Annotated in this window: 19 protein-coding genes and 1 pseudogene; 5 read left to right on the top strand and 15 right to left on the bottom strand. The window is 36.6% G+C overall.

Features of this window, described 5'->3' with window-relative positions; genetic code table 11:
* Window positions 1-381 precede the first annotated feature (381 nt).
* The 7 genes from parC to ACZ76X_RS05270 all read right to left on the bottom strand — a co-directional run bounded on the left by parC (window position 382) and on the right by ACZ76X_RS05270 (window position 10085).
* Window positions 382-2805 carry a DNA topoisomerase IV subunit A gene (parC, locus tag ACZ76X_RS05240; protein ID WP_479849795.1) on the bottom strand — a complete coding sequence of 808 codons (2424 nt, stop codon included), beginning with the start codon at window positions 2803-2805 and terminating at the stop codon, window positions 382-384.
* 1 nt (window position 2806) lies between these two features.
* Window positions 2807-4771 (bottom strand): DNA topoisomerase IV subunit B, encoded by a 1965-nt coding sequence (parE, locus tag ACZ76X_RS05245; RefSeq protein WP_479849796.1) that lies wholly within the window; start codon window positions 4769-4771, stop codon window positions 2807-2809.
* Between the two features lie 376 nt (window positions 4772-5147).
* Window positions 5148-5561 carry a CoA-binding protein gene (locus ACZ76X_RS05250; RefSeq protein WP_098671290.1) on the bottom strand — a complete coding sequence of 138 codons (414 nt, stop codon included), beginning with the start codon at window positions 5559-5561 and terminating at the stop codon, window positions 5148-5150.
* A gap of 79 nt (window positions 5562-5640) precedes the next feature.
* Complete coding sequence (locus ACZ76X_RS05255) at window positions 5641-6882, bottom strand: S1C family serine protease (RefSeq protein WP_098671291.1); 1242 nt, start codon at window positions 6880-6882, stop codon at window positions 5641-5643.
* Between the two features lie 201 nt (window positions 6883-7083).
* On the bottom strand, window positions 7084-7761 hold the full coding sequence (locus ACZ76X_RS05260) for a response regulator transcription factor (protein WP_001044683.1): 678 nt from the start codon (window positions 7759-7761) through the stop codon (window positions 7084-7086).
* 18 nt (window positions 7762-7779) lie between these two features.
* A complete protein-coding gene (nrdG, locus tag ACZ76X_RS05265) occupies window positions 7780-8232 on the bottom strand; it encodes an anaerobic ribonucleoside-triphosphate reductase activating protein (protein ID WP_098228687.1) in 453 nt (150 codons plus the stop codon).
* Window positions 8229-10085 (bottom strand): anaerobic ribonucleoside triphosphate reductase, encoded by a 1857-nt coding sequence (locus ACZ76X_RS05270; RefSeq protein ID WP_479849797.1) that lies wholly within the window; start codon window positions 10083-10085, stop codon window positions 8229-8231. Before ACZ76X_RS05270 ends, nrdG begins: the two co-directional genes overlap by 4 nt.
* Before the next feature lie 225 nt (window positions 10086-10310).
* Between ACZ76X_RS05270 and plsY the strand changes: the two genes are divergently transcribed.
* A complete protein-coding gene (plsY, locus tag ACZ76X_RS05275) occupies window positions 10311-10907 on the top strand; it encodes a glycerol-3-phosphate 1-O-acyltransferase PlsY (protein ID WP_001994700.1) in 597 nt (198 codons plus the stop codon).
* A gap of 108 nt (window positions 10908-11015) precedes the next feature.
* Entirely contained in the window at window positions 11016-11306 is a 291-nt protein-coding gene (locus ACZ76X_RS05280; RefSeq protein ID WP_001054449.1) for a HesB/YadR/YfhF family protein, read from the top strand.
* A 26-nt stretch (window positions 11307-11332) separates the two neighbouring features.
* Here ACZ76X_RS05280 and ACZ76X_RS05285 read toward each other — a convergent pair whose 3' ends face one another.
* Entirely contained in the window at window positions 11333-11752 is a 420-nt protein-coding gene (locus ACZ76X_RS05285) for an acyl-CoA thioesterase (protein ID WP_087954624.1), read from the bottom strand.
* A 109-nt stretch (window positions 11753-11861) separates the two neighbouring features.
* Between ACZ76X_RS05285 and ACZ76X_RS05290 the strand changes: the two genes are divergently transcribed.
* On the top strand, window positions 11862-13154 hold the full coding sequence (locus tag ACZ76X_RS05290; protein WP_479849798.1) for a glycoside hydrolase family 18 protein: 1293 nt from the start codon (window positions 11862-11864) through the stop codon (window positions 13152-13154).
* Between the two features lie 28 nt (window positions 13155-13182).
* Here the strand turns inward: ACZ76X_RS05290 and tlp are convergent, their stop codons facing one another.
* The 5 genes from tlp to ACZ76X_RS05315 form a co-directional block, all read right to left on the bottom strand.
* Window positions 13183-13380 (bottom strand): small acid-soluble spore protein Tlp, encoded by a 198-nt coding sequence (gene tlp / locus ACZ76X_RS05295; RefSeq protein WP_001133509.1) that lies wholly within the window; start codon window positions 13378-13380, stop codon window positions 13183-13185.
* A gap of 99 nt (window positions 13381-13479) precedes the next feature.
* Window positions 13480-13614 (bottom strand): acid-soluble spore protein SspN, encoded by a 135-nt coding sequence (gene sspN, locus ACZ76X_RS05300; protein ID WP_000527987.1) that lies wholly within the window; start codon window positions 13612-13614, stop codon window positions 13480-13482.
* A 43-nt stretch (window positions 13615-13657) separates the two neighbouring features.
* Window positions 13658-13801, bottom strand: coding sequence for an FbpB family small basic protein (locus ACZ76X_RS05305; protein WP_001254697.1), 144 nt, complete (start codon window positions 13799-13801; stop codon window positions 13658-13660).
* A gap of 143 nt (window positions 13802-13944) precedes the next feature.
* Entirely contained in the window at window positions 13945-14892 is a 948-nt protein-coding gene (locus ACZ76X_RS05310; protein WP_479849799.1) for a 3'-5' exonuclease, read from the bottom strand.
* Window positions 14893-15007: 115 nt separating this feature from the next.
* The gene (locus tag ACZ76X_RS05315; RefSeq protein ID WP_098671295.1) at window positions 15008-15583 is read right to left on the bottom strand and encodes a TlpA family protein disulfide reductase; all 576 of its coding nucleotides are present in this window, start codon (window positions 15581-15583) and stop codon (window positions 15008-15010) included.
* Window positions 15584-16066: 483 nt separating this feature from the next.
* Here ACZ76X_RS05315 and ACZ76X_RS05320 point away from each other — a divergent pair, with 483 nt between their 5' ends.
* Together ACZ76X_RS05320 and ACZ76X_RS05325 are read left to right on the top strand one after the other, a co-directional pair.
* Entirely contained in the window at window positions 16067-16288 is a 222-nt protein-coding gene (locus ACZ76X_RS05320) for a hypothetical protein (protein ID WP_479849800.1), read from the top strand.
* A gap of 11 nt (window positions 16289-16299) precedes the next feature.
* Window positions 16300-16632, top strand: coding sequence for a YmzC family protein (locus ACZ76X_RS05325; RefSeq protein ID WP_479849801.1), 333 nt, complete (start codon window positions 16300-16302; stop codon window positions 16630-16632).
* 22 nt (window positions 16633-16654) lie between these two features.
* On the opposite strand, the pseudogene ACZ76X_RS05330 reads toward ACZ76X_RS05325, so the two are convergent.
* A pseudogene (locus ACZ76X_RS05330) lies at window positions 16655-18313 on the bottom strand (ABC transporter ATP-binding protein).
* Between the two features lie 116 nt (window positions 18314-18429).
* Window positions 18430-21153 carry an aconitate hydratase AcnA gene (gene acnA / locus ACZ76X_RS05335; RefSeq protein ID WP_099686710.1) on the bottom strand — a complete coding sequence of 908 codons (2724 nt, stop codon included), beginning with the start codon at window positions 21151-21153 and terminating at the stop codon, window positions 18430-18432.
* Between the last annotated feature and the right edge of the window lie 55 nt (window positions 21154-21208).

A 21208-nucleotide genomic window follows, 5' to 3' on the forward strand; every position in this document is an offset into this window, starting at 1 on the left:
CTACCTCAAAATGCAGCGTAAGCAAAGAAATTAAGTAAGGAATCAACTACTCGTTAAAGTCCGATTGGTTCAACTAATAATTAGCGGGAATAAAGAAAATCCCCACTGATTAAAGTTTCACTTCATGAGAACGATTTCATTCAGTTATTATAACAAGATTATTTTTATTTACATAATAATTTGCCTAGAAAAAAGCATCTTGCCATTATTCATAGCAAGATGCTTTTCTTTACCCCGCTTTAACGGGCAGTAAGACTTCCTCCTTAAAATTCAGTGAATGCAAGGGAGTCAGACGGGAGACCAACTACCCGTAAAAGCCCGATTGGTGTGGGCTAATAATTAGTGGGGATGAACAAAATCCTCACTGATTATAGTTTCACTTTACTCCGGTCGTTTTTTCGTCCACGTTTCAATAACTTCACCTGTATCATTAACATCTAGTACTAAACTACCATTACTATACCGGTCTTTATTTCGATACGCTTTCGGATCAATTTCTTCTACAATGTGTTTCTCTGTCTTCATGTAAACTAGTTCATCATCTCGAACGATTTCAATACCGACAATACGGTATGGATTACGTTTTAACTCTTTGAAAATAACAAGTCCTCGCTTCGCCCTCGTTGATTTCTCAATTTCTGATGCTTTTAGACGTTTCACAGCACCGCGCTGCGTTACGAGAATAAGTTGATCTTTTTCACCATTTAACGGTTTACCAGAGGCGACATAGTCATCTTCTTTTAAATTAATTGCTTTTACACCAGCAGCTCTTACGCCAACTGGACTTACTTCATCTTCATGGAAAATAAGTGCATATGCACCATGCGTTGCAAGAACGATATCACTCGTTCCATCTGTCGCAAATATATCTACTACTTCATCATCTTTTTTCAAGTTTACAGCAACAAACGCCCTCGAATAGCGCTGTACTTTATATAGATTTAATTCCGTCTTCTTAATCATACCATTCTTTGTTACAAATACGATAAATCGCTTTTCTTCCTCAAAATTCGGTACGACAGTTGCCCAAATAATTGTTTCATCCCGGTCGAGTGAAACGATATTAGCAACGTGCTGACCTAAATCTTTCCAACGAATATCTGGCATTTCGTATACTGGCAGATATATATAGTTTCCTTTATTCGTAAATAAGAGGACTGTCTCTGTTGTATTCGTATCAAATCGTTCAAGTAAGATGTCACCCTCTTTCATACCGAAGTCTTTGCCATTTGAGGCATTATGCGAGCGCCATCCAGTACGTTTCACATATCCTTCTTTCGTTACAGTAACGATGACATCTTCTTGCGGGATCATTACTTCCACATCTATTTTAATTTCTTCGATTTGGTCTTCAATAATCGCACGTCGATCATCACTATATGTTTTCTTAACTCTCTTTAAATCCGTTTTAATTACTTGAAGTAATCTTTTTTCACTCTGTAAAATTGCCTGTAACTCCGCAATTTTTTTATTCAATTCATCTGCTTCTTTTTCTAATGCCGTAATATCGGTATTTGTTAAACGATATAATTGCAACGAAACGATCGCTTCTGATTGTGCTTCTGTAAAGCCAAATTTTGCACTCAAATTATCTTTCGCATTACGCTTATCTTTAGAAGCTCTAATTGTTTCGATTACTTGATCTAAAATTGATAATGCTTTCATTAAACCCTCAACGATATGTTGACGATTTTCTGCTTTTCTCAACTCATACTGAGAACGCTTTGTTACAACTTCTTTTTGGTGCCCAATATATGCATCCAAAATTTTCGGTAATGTCATAAGTGTAGGACGACGATTATTTATCGCAACCATATTGAAGTTATATGGAATTTGCAAATCTGTATTTTTATATAAATAATTTAAAATACCTTCAGAATTTGCTTCTTTTTTTAATTCTACGACGATGCGAAGGCCTGTACGGTCAGTCTCATCACGTACTTCAGCAATACCGTCTAATTTTTTATCTAGACGTAGTTCATCCATTTTCTTAACAAGGTTCGCTTTATTCACTTCGTAAGGAATTTCAGTAATTACGATTTGTTGTTTTCCACCACGAATCGTTTCAACTTCTGCTTTTCCGCGAATAATAATTTTACCTTTACCTGTTTCATATGCCTTTCTAATACCATCAATCCCTTGAATAATACCACCAGTTGGGAAATCAGGTCCTTTAATAACTGTTAATAAATCATCTACCGTACTATTTGGTTTATCAATACGCATCATCGTTGCATCGATTACTTCACCTAAATGATGAGGCGGAATTTCCGTCGCATAACCAGCTGAAATCCCTGTAGATCCGTTCACTAATAAGTTCGGGAACATTGCGGGTAATACAACAGGCTCTTCACTCGTATCATCGAAATTTGATACAAATTCCACTGTTTCTTTATCAAGATCACGTAATAACTCAGATGCAATTGGTGATAAACGGGCTTCTGTGTAACGCATTGCCGCAGCTGGATCACCATCAACGCTACCGTTATTACCATGCATCTCAACTAAAACATTACGCACTTTCCAAGTTTGACTTAAACGTACCATTGCTTCATATACAGAGGAATCACCGTGCGGATGATAGTTACCAATAACGTTACCGACTGTTTTAGCTGACTTACGGAACGCTTTATCATGTACGTTTCCTTCTACATACATAGAATATAAAATACGTCTTTGTACTGGTTTTAAGCCGTCACGCGCATCTGGAAGCGCGCGATCTTGAATAATATATTTACTATAACGTGCAAAGCGGTCACCTAACACGTCTTCAAGCGGGAGGTCATGAAACTTCTCTGCTTGCATGTTATTCCACCTCCGTCTCCATAATCATTTCATTTTCTAAAATATTTCCTTCTTCTTGCATACCGAACTGCACATTACGCTCAATCCATTTACGGCGCGGTTCTACTTTATCACCCATTAACGTTGTTACGCGGCGCTCTGCTCTTGCTGCATCATCAATTTTCACGCGAATTAATGTACGCGTTTCAGGATTCATCGTTGTTTCCCATAATTGATCTGCATTCATTTCGCCAAGTCCTTTATAACGCTGTAACATATAGCCTTTTCCGACTTTTTTCGTTACATCGTCTAATTCTTCATCAGACCAAGCGTATTCAATTACTTCGCTCTTACCTTTTCCTTTACTTACTTTGTATAAAGGAGGAAGTGCGATAAACACTTTACCAGCTTCAATAAGTGGTTTCATATATCTATAGAAGAACGTTAATAACAACACTTGAATATGCGCTCCATCTGTATCGGCATCGGTCATAATTACAATTTTATCGTAATTAATATCTTCCACATCAAATTCATTTCCTACGCCACCACCGATAGCATAAATGATTGTATTAATCTCTTCATTTTTAAATATATCAGCAAGCTTTGCTTTTTCTGTATTAATTACTTTACCACGTAACGGTAATACCGCTTGGAAACGTCGGTCTCGACCTTGTTTCGCAGAACCACCGGCAGAGTCACCCTCTACTAGGTATAGTTCATTTTTTTGTGGGTTACGTGATTGTGCAGGTGTTAACTTACCACTTAATGTCCCTTCTGATTTCTTTTTCTTTTTACCAGTACGTGCTTCCTCTCTCGCTTTACGAGCAGCTTCACGCGCTTGCGCTGCTTTAATTGCTTTTTTCACAAGAAGTGTAGCTACGTCCGGATTTTCTTCTAAAAAGTAAGCTAAGTGCTCTGATACAATGGCATCAATTGAAGAGCGCGCTTCACTTGTACCTAATTTCCCCTTCGTTTGTCCTTCAAACTGAAGTACTTCTTCTGGTACACGTACAGAAACGATAGCTGCTACACCTTCACGAATATCTGTACCTTCTAAGTTTTTATCTTTTTCTTTTAATAGTGAAACTTTACGAGCATACTCATTAAACACACGAGTCATTGCTGTTTTAAATCCAGCTTCATGTGTTCCACCATCTTTTGTACGTACATTATTTACGAACGACAAAATATTTTCTGAGTAGCCATCGTTAAATTGAAATGCTAGCTCTGCCTCAATTCCATTTTGTTCACCACTGAAATATACAACCGGATGGATTGAATCTTTTTCTTCGTTTAAGTATGAAACGAAAGCCTCAATTCCTGTTTCATAATGAAAGACATCTTCTAAATCATTTCGCTCATCTTTTATTGAGATTTTCATCCCTTTTAATAAAAATGCAGATTCACGTAATCTTTCACATAATGTTTCATAGTTATAATTTGTTGTGCTGAAAATCGTTGTATCTGGTTTGAAATGCATTGTCGTACCAGATTCTTTCGTCTTTCCGATTTTCTCAAGCGTCGTTACAGGAACACCGCCATTTTCAAAGCGTTGTTCATAAATATTTCCGTCACGCTTAATCGTTACGACTAACCATTCTGATAAGGCGTTTACAACCGATGCCCCAACACCGTGTAAACCACCACTCGTTTTGTAACCACCTTGTCCAAACTTACCACCAGCATGAAGTACAGTTAAAATAACTTCAGGTGTAGGTTTTCCAAGTTTATGCATTCCCGTAGGCATTCCTCGCCCTTTATCTATAACGCTAATACTATTATCTTTATGTATTACGACAGCAATTTCGTCGCCAAATCCCGCTAACGCTTCGTCAACGGAGTTATCTACTATTTCGTATACTAAATGATGCAATCCACGGCTGTCCGTGCTCCCGATATACATACCCGGGCGTTTTCGAACGGCTTCAAGTCCTTCTAACACTTGAATCGCATCTTCATTATATTGGAACTGATGCTTTGCCAAACTCCTTGCCCCTTTCCTAATCCAAAATCAGAACATATGTTTCTATTATAGAATAACGCCTCGACTATAGTTTTGGCAAGTTATCTTATCTCTTTTATATACCATTTTCAATAGAAAAATCCTTGTTTTTTCACAAGGATTCCTCTAGGCTACTATTTCAGAAAAATAATCGTTTGTCAACGAGAAATGGATATGTATTCCAAGATTACACATTCCAAACCTTTATTATGATCCAAATGATCAAGATCCAAAACGGGATTACAAGTAACAATCCCCAAAAACAGCCTTTAAAAAATCTCATGATGAACACCTCGTTCATCGGCCCTACTTATCTATAACGAGGGCTGAAGCAATCTTTCTACCTTTACAATCCATACTATTTTGTCATCGCATGTTCTACTTTTATACAACGATCCATAATAACAGTATAGTCTTTTTCTTTTAAAAGTTTATATGTATCTTCATCTTGTACTCCTAATTGTGCCCAAAAAACATCCGCATCAATCTCAACAAACTCTTTTGCAACATCCATTAAAAACTCTGAGCGGCGAAATACATTTACAATGTCAACATGTTCTTTAATATCCTTTAGTGAAGCAACTGCTTTTTCTCCAAGCACTTCATCTACTGTTGGGTTTACTGGAATAATACGATACCCAGCATCTTGCATTGCTTTTGACACCATATACGATGTACGTTCTGGCTTATCCGATAATCCAACAACTGCAATCGTTTTGCTTTTCTTTAATACTTCACCAATTTCCGTACGAGTTGGGTTTTCAATCATCATAATTAATCCCTCCTATTCCTTTAGTATAGCCGATAAAGAAAGTCTCTTTCAACATGAAAGAGACTTTCTTTTATTCCGATTATTGATTCTTTGTAGCTGAGTTATCTGCTAAAGTAGCTGTTTTCGTCATTTTTTGACCGTTACGATAGAATGTAACTTCTACTTTCTCGCCTACTTTTTTCTTTTCATATAAATATTTACGGAATTGAAGTGAGTTTTCTACTTTTTGATTATCTAATGCTACTACAATATCATATTGCTCTAAACCAGCTTTTTCTGCAGGTGATATTGGGTAAATTTTACCTAATACAACGCCATTTGTTACTTCTTTTGGCACTTTTAATTGATTTACTGCATAAGCTTGCACATCTTCTAATGAAACAACACCTACTCCAAGAGCTGGACGTTTCACCACTCCGTCTTTTTCAAGTGATTCAATAACTGGCTTTGCGATATTAATTGGAATAGCAAAGCCAATCCCTTCAACTTCTTGTTGTGCAATTTTACTTGAATTAATTCCAATTATTTCACCGTTTTGATTAAATAATGCACCACCACTATTACCTGGGTTAATTGCTGCATCGGTTTGAATAACTTGAGCATTCCAATCCGCGCGTTTATCGCCATCAATATCTACTGGAATTTCACGTTCTTTACTACTAATAATACCTTCTGTTACACTTCCATCAAACCCTAGTGGGTTACCGATTGCAATTGCTTTTTCACCCGCACGGATTTTACTTGAATCACCTAAAGTGGCAACTTTATTTACGTTAGATCCATCAATTTCTACAACAGCTAAATCTAACCAAGGATCTTTTCCTACAAGTTTTGCATCTACTTTTTTGCCATCACTTAATTTTACAGCAAGTTTATTCGCCCCATCTACTACATGGTTGTTTGTTACAATATACGCTTTATTTCCTGCTTTTTTATAAATAACACCTGATCCTGAACCAGCTTGCTGTTCTTGGCCTGTCGGTTGCATTGCAAATGGATCAATACTTTGTTGCATATTAATAACACCTACAACAACATCTTTCGCGCCTTCAATCATACCAGGTAAATCAGTTTCATTTTTTGCTTTATTGACTACAGGAACTACAGTACCTTCAACTTTTGAATCCGAACTGAATGATGATACAGCCGCTCCATTATTTTGAGCCCATGGCATATATGGTGCTGCAAAACTAATTGTGACAGCCCCAACTACAGCTCCGACTAAACCTGTGAAAAAATAACCTTTTTTACTACCTGATTTTCTCACTTCTCTCGTTTCACTATGCTCTTCATTTAAATTTGGTCCGTCGTAATATCCCATGTTTACTTCCCCTCTCTGGTGAATTCGTATTTTCAGTATAGTCACGTTTTGTGTCCTTCTTGTGAACTCATCGTGAAATCCAATTAAAAAAATACTCTTATCTAACATTGTAGACAAAAAATGTATTTTTTGTACATTCTACCTGCCAAAGAGGATATAAAGCCGACATTTCCCTATGCTAAAATACACAATCCGTTACAATTATTCTTCAAACTTATAACCAACTCGAATAACAGTACCGATATGCTTCGCTTTATCCCCTAGCTTATTTCGTAGTTTTTTAATATGAGTATCAACCGTTCGGTCATCACCGTAATAATCATATCCCCATAACTGATCTAATAAATGCTGACGTGACAACACAATTCCTTTGTTCTCCATTAAATAAACAAGAAGTTCAAATTCTTTATGTGTCAATATAATCTCTTCTCCATCTACTAAAACAGTTCTAGATAGACGATTCACTTCTATTCCAGCTAGAGACATAGCATTTTCTTCTGCTACTCCTACGACGCCATCCGCACGTTTTAATAACGTCTTCGCGCGAGCTACTAACACTTTCGGGCTGAAAGGTTTCGTTACGTACTCATCTGCACCTAACTCAAACCCTAGTAATGTATCATCCTCATCTGAACGCGCTGTTAACATAATGATAGGTACCGCTGATTCTTTTCTAATTCGTCTACAAACAGACCAGCCATCTATTTCTGGTAACATAATATCTAACATAATTAAATCAATTTCATGCTCTGCAAATAATTCTAACGCTTTTTTTCCGTCTTCTGCTTCGATTACTTCAAAGCCTTCATTACGAAAATAATCACTAACGATTTCACGTAATCTTCTTTCATCTTCAACAAGTAATACTGTTTTATTCATATCATCTATCCCGCCTTTTTACTCTTTCAATCGAATAATACGTTGATTGGAGCTTCCGCGAAATGGAAGTGTTAAATCTTTTTTCTCGATTTCAAATCTTCCATCGACTAAAACATCCCCGTAATGTAACAACTCTATCATATCATTATTTTGAGAACTCTGTATCTCTTCTAACGTATAACCTGTATACATCCATAGATTTTTTTTCAAATCTTTCACTGCTTTTGCTACTTTTTTCACTTCAGCAGCTTGGAAAAATGGATCTCCACCTGAAAATGTTACATCAGTTAATGGATTACTTGCAATCTCTTTCACAATTTCTTCTACTGCCATTTCAGTTCCATTACAAATATTCCACGATTTCGGATTATGGCAACCGAAACAACGATGCGGACAGCCCGCAAAAAACACGACTGTCCGCAACCCTTCTCCATCTACTACACTATCATGAATGATGTTCATCACTTTCATTTATGCTTCACCCGATCCATCTCTTCACTACGTTTTGCACTATTCCACTTTGACATATCTCCTACAAGATATCCTGTTATACGGCGAATTCTTTCTATATTAGCCTCGTCTCCATTTCCGCAACTTGGACATTCATTTTCAATGACTCCGTGATAACTGCAACACTTACAACGGTCAACAGGATGATTAATTGAACCGTACCCAACGCCATGATCTGCCATCGCTTGTACAATTTGTTTTAACGCCAGTTTGTTATGCATAGCTGCTCCGTCTAGTTCAATATACGTAATATGTCCCCCGTTACATAAGGCATGGAAAGGTCCTTCTAAACGAATTTTATTTATCGCTTGCATGTTATAGTAAACTGGGATATGGAATGAATTCGTATAATAATTATGGTTCGTTATACCGATAATCACGCCAAATTCTTCCCTATCTTTTTTCACAAACTTTCCTGATAATCCTTCTGCAGGAGTTGCAATGACTGAGAAATTCAGTTCATGTTCTTCTGTCGCTTTATCCATTCTATCTCTCATAAAGGAAATGATTTCATACCCGAGTTCCCATGATTCTTCATCTTCTCCGTGATGCTTTCCTGTTAAAGCTACTAAGCACTCCGCAAGACCGATAAAACCAAGACTTAATGTCCCTTGCTTTAAAATAGATGCTACAGAATCTTCTGGCTGTAACTTTTCTCCACCACGCCACACACCTTGTGAATATAAAAATCGAAAATCTCTTGCTCGCTTCGTACATTGATACTCAAATCTCTCTAATAATTGCTGGATTCCTACATCTAAGTAATAATTTAACGCTTCAAAAAACGCTTCTTTTGAACCGCTAATTAAAGCTAATTTCACTAAGTTAATAGACGTAAATGATAAATTCCCTCTTCCAATCGCTGTTTCTTCTCCATGTATGTTAGACATCACACGGGTACGACATCCCATGTAACATACTTCACTTTCCGGTCGTCCATCATAATGTACTGCATTAAATGGCGCATCTAAAAATGAAAAGTTAGGGAATAATCGTTCAGCCGTTGTCTCTAGCGCTAATTCAAATAAATCATAGTTCGGATCGCATTCTTCGAAGTTCACACCTTTTTTCATTTTAAAAATTTGAATAGGAAAAATTGGTGTTTCCCCTTTACCAAGACCAGCTTGTGTTGCTTTTAAAAGCTGTCTAACTAATAACCGTCCCTCTTTTGATATGTCTGTTCCATAATTAATAGAAATAAACGGGACTTGTCCCCCGCCCCTACTGTGCATGCTATTTGAATTATGAATGAAAGCTTCACACGCCTGGTACGTATCATTTTCTGTTTCTTTCCATGCAAATTCTTCTATTTGTTCTTTCGTAAGCGGATATGACTGCAATCGTTTCTTATGTCTCTCTACTGTTTTTCTCACGTACGGAGCTAAATCAACATCAAAGAGTGCAAACGATTGACCACCGTGCTGCATATTTTGATTCGCTTGAAAAATAATAGATGAAAGAGCTAGTGCACTTTTAATGTCTTGCGGTTGTCTCATATGTCCATGTCCGGTATGAAAACCGTTAGCAAGCATTTGCGCTAACGGAATTTGCGAACAAGTTGTCGTTCCCGTCGCATAAAAGTCTAAGTCATGTGGATATAATATATTTTCATTTATCGCTTTTTTCACTTGATCTGACAATAAATTTTCAACAGCATAATATTTTGCACTCTCAGATGCGAACGTTCCCATTACTCCCATCGGAGAGCGGCCGTCTACATTTGCATTTTCTTGCATTAAATCTTGTTCATTGCCGTGGACTATTGTCTCAAATACTCTCATTAATTCTTCTCCACGTGTATTTTTTTGTAACATTTATAACCCTCCACCAATATGTTGTTGTCTTTTGATTAAAATGTTACTACATATAGTCAAAGGGTTTCTGTGAGAAATGTAACATTCCTGTGAAATTTTTTGCACGAAATAATGAATTTTTCATTTACAAAAAAGAAATGTGCTCTTTACAAATGTATGGTACAATATACGGGAAAAACTCTTTTTACCCTTTATCAACACATTTGAATAAAGGAGACTGAACTTATGGTTACTACATATCTTTTATTTATCGTTGCCTACTTACTTGGCTCGATTCCATTTGCACTAGTCGTTGGAAAGATTGGTTATGGAATTGACATTCGTGAGCACGGAAGCGGTAATCTAGGTGGAACAAATACATTCCGCACACTAGGGAAAAAAGCAGGTTTTATCGTTACAATTGCTGACATTTTAAAAGGTACATTAGCAACGAGTCTACCGATTATTTTCGGGTTAGATGTTCATCCACTATGGTTCGGATTAGCAGCTGTTCTTGGACATGTATATCCGATTTTCGCGAAATTCCGTGGTGGTAAAGCAGTTGCAACTTCTGCTGGCGTGCTATTATGCTACTCACCAGTTGTTTTTGCAATTTTAGCTGTTGTCTTTTTCAGCCTTTTATTTACAACAAGATACGTATCACTTTCTTCTATGGTAACAGCTGTCGTTGCCGTTATCGCATCAATTGTTACCGGGGATAAAATCTTCATTATTGCGATGTGTTTATTAGCAGGTATGGTTATTTATAAACACCGTGCAAATATTGGACGAATTATAAATAAAACTGAGCCGAAAGCAAACTTTTCAAAAAAGCAAAAATAAGATCGTAACCCACATAACGCAAAAAGAAAACGTGAAGCATATTAATAGCGTCTTTTTGCGTTATTTTTTATACTAAAGAAAAAGCAACATAATTTGGAGGAACTATATATGAATCTTTCCGTAACAAAAGAAGCAGCACAATGGTATAAAAACGAATTAAACTTACAATCAGGTGAAACACTGCGCCTTTTCGTACAATACGGCGGTTGCAGTACTGTACAAAAAGGACTTTCTTTAGGTATTCGTAAAGATGACCCTGCACATCCTGCTGTTCAAACTCAAGAAGAAGGTATTAACTTCTTTATTGAAGGCGATGATGAGTGGTTCTTCGATGGACATAATTTATCTGTTACATTTAACGACGGTGATGATTTCCCGCAATTCAATTATGAAAAATAAAAAAGCGTGGCATCTGCCACGCTTTTTTATTTTTTCTTAATTTCCTCATATTTCGCATACCACTCAGGATAGAACTTTTTAAACGATACGGGTCTGAATCCTTCTTTTTTCGCGCAAATATTTGTCGTACTTGCAGTAATACAAAGATCACCTTCACCATTATAAATTTCATATCCATATACAACGCGAAGCGGGCTCACAGTGTCCACCCACGTTTTCACAATTGCTTTTTCACCGTAACGCATCGCTTTACGGTATGAAATTTGCAAGTCTAATACAGGAGAAATAATCCCCTCTTTCTCCATTTCAACATAGGAAAACCCTAAATCTTGTATAAGTTTTGTACGGCCTAATTCAAGCCACACTAAATAGTTTGAATGGTAAACAACACCCATTTGATCTGTTTCCGCATAACGGATTTCAACTTCATGTTCTGCTACAAACATATGTATTCGCCTTCTTTCACTTCTGCTGCCTTGCATACATTTAATCATAATACAGCAGAATCAAAAATAAAATAAAAACAGTGAATCTTTTACCGAAAGGAGCAAGCATATGATTCAAATTGTAACGGTTCGTAGCGGTGATAGCGTATATAGCTTGGCATCAAAATACGGATCAACACCTGACGAAATAGTAAAGGACAATGGACTAAATCCAGCTGAAACACTCGTCGTTGGTCAGGCACTGATTGTGAATACGAAAGGGAATAATTATTATGTTCAGCCTGGCGATAGCTTATATCGAATCTCTCAAACATATAACGTTCCTCTTGCTAGCTTAGCTAAAGTGAATAACTTATCTTTAAAATCCATTCTCCACGTTGGACAGCAATTATATATACCGAAAGGGACGAAACGAGCAGTAGAATCCATCGCTTATTTACAACCTTCCACTATACCCATTAAAGAAAGTTTAGTTAATGCTACACGTGCCATTAATCCATTTTTAACATATTTAGCTTATTTCAGTTTCGAGGCAAAAAGAGATGGTACATTAAAAGAACCAACTGAAACAGCTAAAATCGCTAATATTGCAACGCAAGGTAACACCATCCCTATGCTCGTTATTACAAATATTGAAAATGGAAATTTCAGTGCCGATCTGACATCAGTTATTTTGCGGGACGCAACAATTCAAAACAAATTTATTACAAACATTTTGCAAACTGCTGAGAAGTACGGTATGCGAGATATTCATTTTGATTTCGAGAGTGTTGCACCCGAAGATCGCGAAGCGTATAATCGTTTTTTACGAAATGTGAAAACACGCTTACCTAATGGATACACATTAAGTACAACGCTTGTACCGAAAACAAGTTCCAATCAAAAAGGAAAATTTTTCGAAGCTCACGATTATAAAGCACAAGGACAAATTGTTGATTTCGTCGTCATTATGACATATGACTGGGGATGGCAGGGCGGACCACCGATGGCAATCTCTCCTATCGGTCCTGTAAAAGAAGTACTTCAATACGCAAAATCTCAAATGCCTCCACAAAAAATTATGATGGGGCAAAATTTATACGGATTTGATTGGAAACTTCCGTTCAAACAAGGAAACCCACCAGCAAAAGCAGTTAGCTCTGTTGCAGCTGTTGCACTTGCTCGTAAATACAATGTTCCTATTCGCTATGATTTCACAGCTCAAGCTCCACATTTCAATTACTTTGACGAAAACGATGTACAACACGAAGTTTGGTTTGAAGATGCGAGATCTATTCAAAGTAAATTCAATTTAATGAAAGAACAAGGCATTGGCGGTATTAGTTATTGGAAGATTGGCTTGCCATTTCCACAAAATTGGCGTTTACTCGTTGAAAACTTTACAATTACGAAAAAAGGCTGACAAAAGTCAGCCCTTTTTGTACATTCTGTTAAGATTCATCTTTGATTTCACTTTTTAATGAGTCAATACTTTCTAAACGTCTTTGATTTTTTGCTTCAATAGCAGAACGGTCTTTTTCATTAGAAAGCTCCGCTGTTTCTTTTGCTTCATTAAAGTTATCAATTGTATTTTGCACCATTTCTTGTAACTTTTCAGCGTTATCACTTCGATTATCTGGATTTGGCATGTACTTTCCTCCTAATATTGTATATACACACCATCTTAAATTACCTATCTTCCCTCAAATTTATACATAAAAAAGGAGAATACAATATTCTCCTTTTCTTTAACCGTTATCAACAATCGGTTGTTTGCCCGTTTGGTCTTGCATTTGCTTTCCTTTATTGCCACCAGCTTTTTTTGATTGTGTTCCAATATGATTCGGTGCAAAGTCTTTTGAATTCTTTTTCGGATTACCCATTACTATCGCCTCCTTAACAGTAGTATCGTACTAGTGTTAAGAATTATTCAGCTTGCTTAAAAAGTTTCATTTCATAACGTTTTTCAATACGCTCTTCAATACGATCGATTGCATCGCGATCGCTTAATAATTGTTGTTTATTTTCTTTCACAAGCTCATCAAACGATTTACGGCGACTTCTTCTCATGCTGTTCACCCTCTCTCTCCTTCGCATTCTTACTATACATAGTATGAGCAAATAAAAAACTCTTTAATCAGATTTGCAAGAAAATTTCATGTTTTAGTACTCATAAAAAAACTCCGTGTACAATAAAACGTACACGGAGTTTTTTATACCATAATATCCAAATACTCTTTTAACTTTTCATCTGCATTCATTTCACTTTGTTTATAATTATGCAGCGCTTGCAGTACAAAATCATACTGTTCTAAAATATAACTTTCTAATTTCAGGACGTCCTCTAAGCTAGTAAGCATAATTCTCGTATTACCAACTTCACTTTTTAACGCCGGTTCACATTTTAAACTCGTACATATTTCTTTCACATCATCTTCTAATATCTCTGTTAATATGTATTTCTTTCGCCCTTTTACTTTTAGCCTCATAACTGGATAAAAAGCTTTTATATCTAAATAGCTTCCTACATTCATACAACGAACCCATTCGATATCACGTTTATTTCGTACAAGTATCCCTTTTACAGCTTCATATACTGCTGTTTCATCAAGTACTTCCCTATTCGATTTTCTTTTCGCCTCTTCTTCAATAGAGGCACATTTTTGATAAACAGCTGCACAAGTAATACAATCATCAAATGCATTATGAGAACTTAAACGAATTCCGAGCATTCGCTTTAACGTTTCAAGTTTATGATTCGGCGCGTGCTTCATATATTTCTTTGCTAGAAACACAGTATCAATCACTTTATTTTGCGGTTCCGGTAAACCAAGCATATTCACATTACTTTTCAAAAAACGCATATCAAAAGATGCATTATGAGCGACAATAACATTTGTATGTAAAAATGCTAAAAATAAAGGTAATACTTCTTCAATCGTCGGTGCATCTGAAACACGATAATTTGTAATACCTGTTAAACTCGTTATTCGGTCCGGAATTGAACGCTCTGGATTCACATAGGAAACAAATTGATCTACTAGTTCATGATTACGATATTTCACTGCTGCGACTTGAATAATTTTATCATTATAAGGGTTAAATCCTGTTGTTTCAAAATCAATTACAACATAATCTAACGGTAAGGATACATCCCCCACTCCAAACACTCCTTTACCTCTAAACGTTTATATTTCTTTTATCATACCATGCTGCTATCAATACGTGAAAAAGAAAAGGTAGAAATGGTAACTTTCCACCTCTACCTTTTTACCGTTATTTTAATTTAGCAATCCGTTTCTCCATTTCTTTTTGCGTCATCGGTCCAATAAACTTATCTTGAATGACACCTTTCGTATCTATAAAATACGAAGTTGGGATCGTAATGACTTTATACGCTGTTGTCACATCAATGTTCTTGTCCAATAAAATAGGAAAAGTAATTCCTTTCTCCTTCGCAAAATTGCTTACCTTTTCTACTCCCCCACCTTTTTCTGAAGGCGTATAATTTATTGCTAAAATTTCTACGTTCTCTTTATGTTCTTTATAGAAAGCTTCCATATCCGGCATTTCTTGCTGACAAGGTCCACACCACGTTGCCCAAAAGTTTACAATCACTTTCTTTCCTTTTAAATCTGATAACTTTACATTCGTTCCATCTAACTTCGTTAATGTAAAGTCTGGCGCACTCTTCCCTATTTCAATACCATTACTTGCAATCATCTCTTTCATAGCAGCTTCACTTTTTTCTTGCTCCCCTTGTACCGCCTGATTGTTTTTACCAAACTGTTCATAAGCTGCATATCCCGCTAAACAAAGTAACACTACAATAATCGTAAGCTTCCGCCACATTTTATATCACCCTAACGTATTTATCTTCTTATAACTTAATCACTCAAATACTCTATACCTTATTTTAGCTTATACGGACAAGCTTGGAAATATTCACAGTCTAAATAATCGAAATATTCGTAATTAATATGAAATATTTTCCTTTTCATCATATAATTAGTAATATATACGAAACCTGCGAGGTGATATATATTTTACAATTGCTAATCCACCCTTTCACTTTCGTTTTTTTCACTTTACCATTACTATGTATTTGTTTGAGCAGTTTGCTATACAAATTTAAATGGGCTGCTATTATTATTTCTTTTACTGTCCCTTTTATATTTTTCATTATCGTCTCTGAATTTGACATACACCTAGCTTTGCAAAGCTTTGATGCTTGGATCATTTTTAGTGCTGTTTATTCTGTACTTTCCTACATAATGGCAGCATTAATAAGAAGAAAACGGCACATATAGAAATGTTAAAAAGGAGGATGTTTTTATGAATTTATTTGAAAAAATACTATTATATATTCTTAGTTTTATATTTTCCCCAATCGGCATTATCACTTGGATCATCTCGCTCTTCAGTAAAGATCCTGAAAAAAGGCAAGTGGGACGTATTTGCCTCTATATCGCTTTAATCTCATTTATACTATTAGCCGGCCTTGGTGTTCTTAGTTTCTTCACGACGACTACGACTACTACCACTACTATACAGTAGTTATAGAAAGGATGATTATTTTTGGAGAACATCCTATAAGTAAAGAACTTCGTTATATACGGATATGTTTAGTTATTTTAGTAATTGTTCTTTTATTTTTCAATGGTAAAAAAGTCGTTGAAATTTCTACAAATCATGATTCTACAGAAAATGTTTCGACTGGTAATATGACACGGATTGCTGAAAACACATTCGCCATTCAAGAATATAACCCATCTCTAAGTAGCGATCATACGGTCAAAATTTTTAAATATAATCCCGATACAAACCAACTTACTCTAGTGAAAGAGTTTGATGCTAACGATACTGAGTCTTATACGCATCAACTTAATACAAATGAATAAAGATAAGAGCACTATGTCGCTCTTATCTTTTTATTAACATCTTTTTGAAAAATGACTTATATGTTAATAATTCTCTAGGGTCCCCACATTCAACAACAATTCCATTATTCATGACAACAACTCGATCCGCTATCATCGCTCTCTCGACATCATGTGTTGTCACAATTCTCGTGACCTCGCTTCCTAACCCTTCTATCATATTCCAAATAGTTTCTTGATTGTTCGGATCTAATCCCGCAGTCGGTTCATCTAACATAATAAGATTCGGATTTGAACCTATTGCTCGCAATAATGCAAGACGTTTTCTTTCCCCACCCGAAAACTCTTCACCGCTTTTATGTAGTACAGTTTGAATTCCCTCTGATAAATCTCTAATAATCGGCTTCACATTAACAAGTTCCATATTTTTTTCTAACTGGGTTTCTACATACACTTCTCCGAAATACATATTCTCTTTTACTGTCGTCCGAAAGAAACGAGGTTCTTGCCACACTGTCGTCATACGAGCCTCATTACCATAATAAACAATGCTACCATTAGATGGTTTATATAAACCTGTCATTAATTTTAAAAGCGTTGATTTCCCTGCACCACTTTCCCCCACAATCATAACGAGTTCACCAGGGTGAATTTGCAAATCAACATTATGAATTCTGCATTTCTCTCCATCACTTTCCTGAAATGAAACATTTGTTATCGTCATCCCCATCGCTCTTTCTACCTTACTATCTGCCCCTCGTTTATCTAAAAAAGAAAAAACTCTATTTGCCGAAGCGACTGCAACTTGTGTCATCGTTAATAAATCGCCAACGTAACGAACTGGAAAAAAGAGCATTTCAATTGTGGCTAACACGGCAACAATTGAACCAACTGCCATTTCCCCCTTCATTATTTTTTGCGCACCTATAATGAGAACAACGATATATGCTCCTGTTTCAATCACTGTTCCAACTACTCCAATGCAGTGTTGCACCATCGTCTTCTTTACTTCTGTTTTATAAGATTGTGCTGTTACTCCTTTAAATAAGCGAATGGCCCACTTTTCTTTTTGCAAACTACGTAAATCTTGCGCTCCATTTACAAACTGTGACACCATCTCTATAACATTTGACTGATTCTTTTGAGCAATGCTTGCAATATTTCTTACCCTTTTTCCCATAATCATTGGAACAACTGCACTTAAAAATAAAAACGGAGTTACCCACCATATGAACTGTATATCTATATGTTATAATGCTATGAACGCACCTACAAATTGCGCAATAGCGTGTATATATTCTATGAATATAGAACCATATAACCTGATCCAATTCGGAATATCCGACATAACTAACGTCTCTAACTCTCCTTGTTTAATCTTCTCACTCTCTCCAAATGGTAATAAGAAAAAATGGCGTAATACATCTATACGCTTCTCTCGCAATATTCGCTCACTTGCTTTGGAGCTTACATAATCAAATGAAAGATTGTTTATCCACATCAACAAGCGACTACCTGCAAACAAAGTAATGTAAAGGTACGCTCCCTTTAACTCCCGTTGAATAAGATTATCTATAATTAGCCCCATGAATAGTGGACGGGATAAATTTATAATAGCTGCAAAGAGTCCACTGCATACAGCTGCTATCACCAATATTTTCTCTTGTCGTAGCGGTAACAATATTCTTTTATATTCTTTCATGATGTTCCCTCCATTTTTATAGTAAAAAGAAAGGGATGAAACCAATTGGTTTCATCCCTTTCCATAAAATAAGGAAGCTAACAATTGTTAGCTTCCTTCTCGTTCATTTCAATTATTTAGTTTGACACTTTAGATTCTTCAATTTTCTCACGAAGAACCATTTGTAAGATACCACCGTGACGGTAGTAATCAATTTCAACTTCACTATCGAAACGAGCTACTACTTCAAATTGTTTTTCGTTGCCATCTGCATCAGTTGCAACTACTTTTACAAGATCGCGTGGTCTAACTGTTTTGTCAATTTGAATTTCAAATGACTCGTTACCAACAAGACCTAGCGTTTCAGCGCTTTCGCCATCTTTAAATTGAAGTGGTAACACACCCATTAACACTAAATTACTACGGTGAATACGCTCGAAGCTTTCTGCGATTACTGCTTTAATACCTAATAAGTTTGTACCTTTCGCAGCCCAGTCACGAGAACTTCCCATACCGTAATCTTTACCAGCAACAACTAGAAGGCCTGTGCCATCTTCTTTATATTTCATAGCAGCATCATAGATAGACGTTACTTCACCAGTTGGCCAATATGTTGTATATCCGCCTTCTGTTCCTGGTGCGATTTGGTTTTTAATACGGATGTTCGCGAATGTACCACGCATCATAACTTCATGGTTACCACGACGAGAACCGTAAGAGTTGAAGTCAACTGGTTGTACGCCGTTTTCTAATAAGTAGCGTCCAGCTGGTGTGTGCTTACCGATTGAACCTGCTGGTGAAATGTGGTCTGTCGTTACAGAGTCACCAAATTTACCAACTACGCGTAAGCCTGATAACGTTTCAACTTCACCTGGTTCTTTAGATAATCCTTCAAAGAATGGTGGGTTTTGAATGTATGTTGAATCATTATCCCAAGTATATAAAGCTTCATTTGAAGTTTGGATTTCATTCCAGCGCTCATTGCTATTAAATACTTGTGCATATTCTTTTTTGAACAGTTCAGATGTAACAACACTTTGAACTACATCTTCAATTTCTTTAGCTGATGGCCAAATATCATTGAAGTAAACAGCATTGCCATTTGCATCTTTACCGATTTCATCATTTTTCAGGTCAATGTCAACAGTACCTGCAAGTGCATATGCCACAACAAGAGGTGGTGATGCTAAGTAGTTTGCCTTTACAAGCGGGTGAATACGACCTTCAAAGTTACGGTTACCAGATAAAACAGATGTTACTAGTAAGTCGTTTGCTGCGATTGCTTCTTCTAATTCTGGCGCTAATGGGCCAGAGTTACCGATACAAGTCGTACAGCCGTAACCAACTGTTTGGAAACCTAATTGATCTAAATATGTTGTTAAACCTGATTTATCTAAGTACTCAGTAACAACTTTAGATCCTGGTGCTAATGATGTTTTTACGTATTCAGGTACTACAAGCCCTTTTTCAATTGCTTTCTTCGCAACTAAACCTGCCCCAATTAATACGTATGGGTTTGATGTATTTGTACAGCTTGTAATTGCAGCGATTGCAATTGCACCTGTTTTCATCGTTACTTCTTTATCTTCTAATGTAACCTTCACTTCTTTATCGAACTCTTGCTCATTAAATCCAAGTCCTTGTGTTCCAACTGGTGCTACAACAGCTTTGTGGAACGCATCTTTCATATCTGAAAGTGGAATTAAATCTTGTGGGCGTTTCGGTCCAGAAAGGTTAGATTCAATTGTATTTAAATCAACTTCAACAAGATCAGTGTAAATTGGATCTTTGCTGTCTGCTGTATAGAATAGACCGTTTGCTTTGCAGTATTCTTCAACAACGCGAATTTGCTCTTCATCTCTACCTGTTAAACGTAAGTATTCTAATGAAATATCATCGATTGGGAAGAATCCACAAGTTGCGCCGTATTCTGGTGCCATGTTTGAAATTGTTGCACGGTCAGCTAAAGGCATGCTCTTTAGTCCATTACCGAAGAACTCAACGAATTTACCAACTACACCCTTTTGACGTAATACTTGCGTTACTTTTAATGCAACGTCAGTTGCTGTAGTACCACTTGGAAGTGTACCAGTTAACTTCACACCGATTACTTCAGGTACTGGGAAGTATGAAGGCTGTCCAAGCATTCCTGCTTCCGCTTCAATACCGCCAACGCCCCATCCAAGAACACCGATACCATTAATCATTGTTGTATGTGAGTCTGTTCCAACTAATGAATCTGGGTATGCAACTAAGTCACCTTCAGCATTTTTCACAGCATGAACAACTGGTGCTAAATATTCAAGGTTTACTTGGTGTACAATACCTGTAGCTGGTGGAACCGCACGATAGTTATCGAATGATTTTTGTGCCCAGCTTAAAAATTTATAACGTTCTTCATTACGTTTAAACTCTAAGTCCATGTTGAATGCAAGCGCGTCTGCCGTACCCGCTCTATCAACCTGTACAGAGTGATCAATTACTAGGTCTACAGTAATTTCTGGATTAATTTTATCAGGATCCCCACCCATGTCTGCCATTGCTTTACGAAGCGAAGCCAAATCAACAACAGCTGGAACACCAGTGAAATCTTGTAAAATTACACGAGATGGTTTAAATGGAACATCGATATCTTGCACATCTTTCGTTCCCCATTTCGCTAAATTTGTAACATGCTCTTCTGTGATTACACGTCCGTCTACTTGACGAAGTACTGATTCAAGTAAAACTTTCACGGAATATGGTAATTGAGATACGTTGCCAACCCCTGCGTTTTCAAGCGCTTTCAAATCATAATAATGATACGTTTTTCCATCTACTTCAAAAGTTGCGCGTGATTGAAATGGATTATGTTTGACCATTATGTTTCCCCCCTGTTAAACGTGACTAAGTTGTCTGAATATAAAATGTAGACAA

The organism is Bacillus sp. BC05(2025) (genome assembly GCF_056725905.1).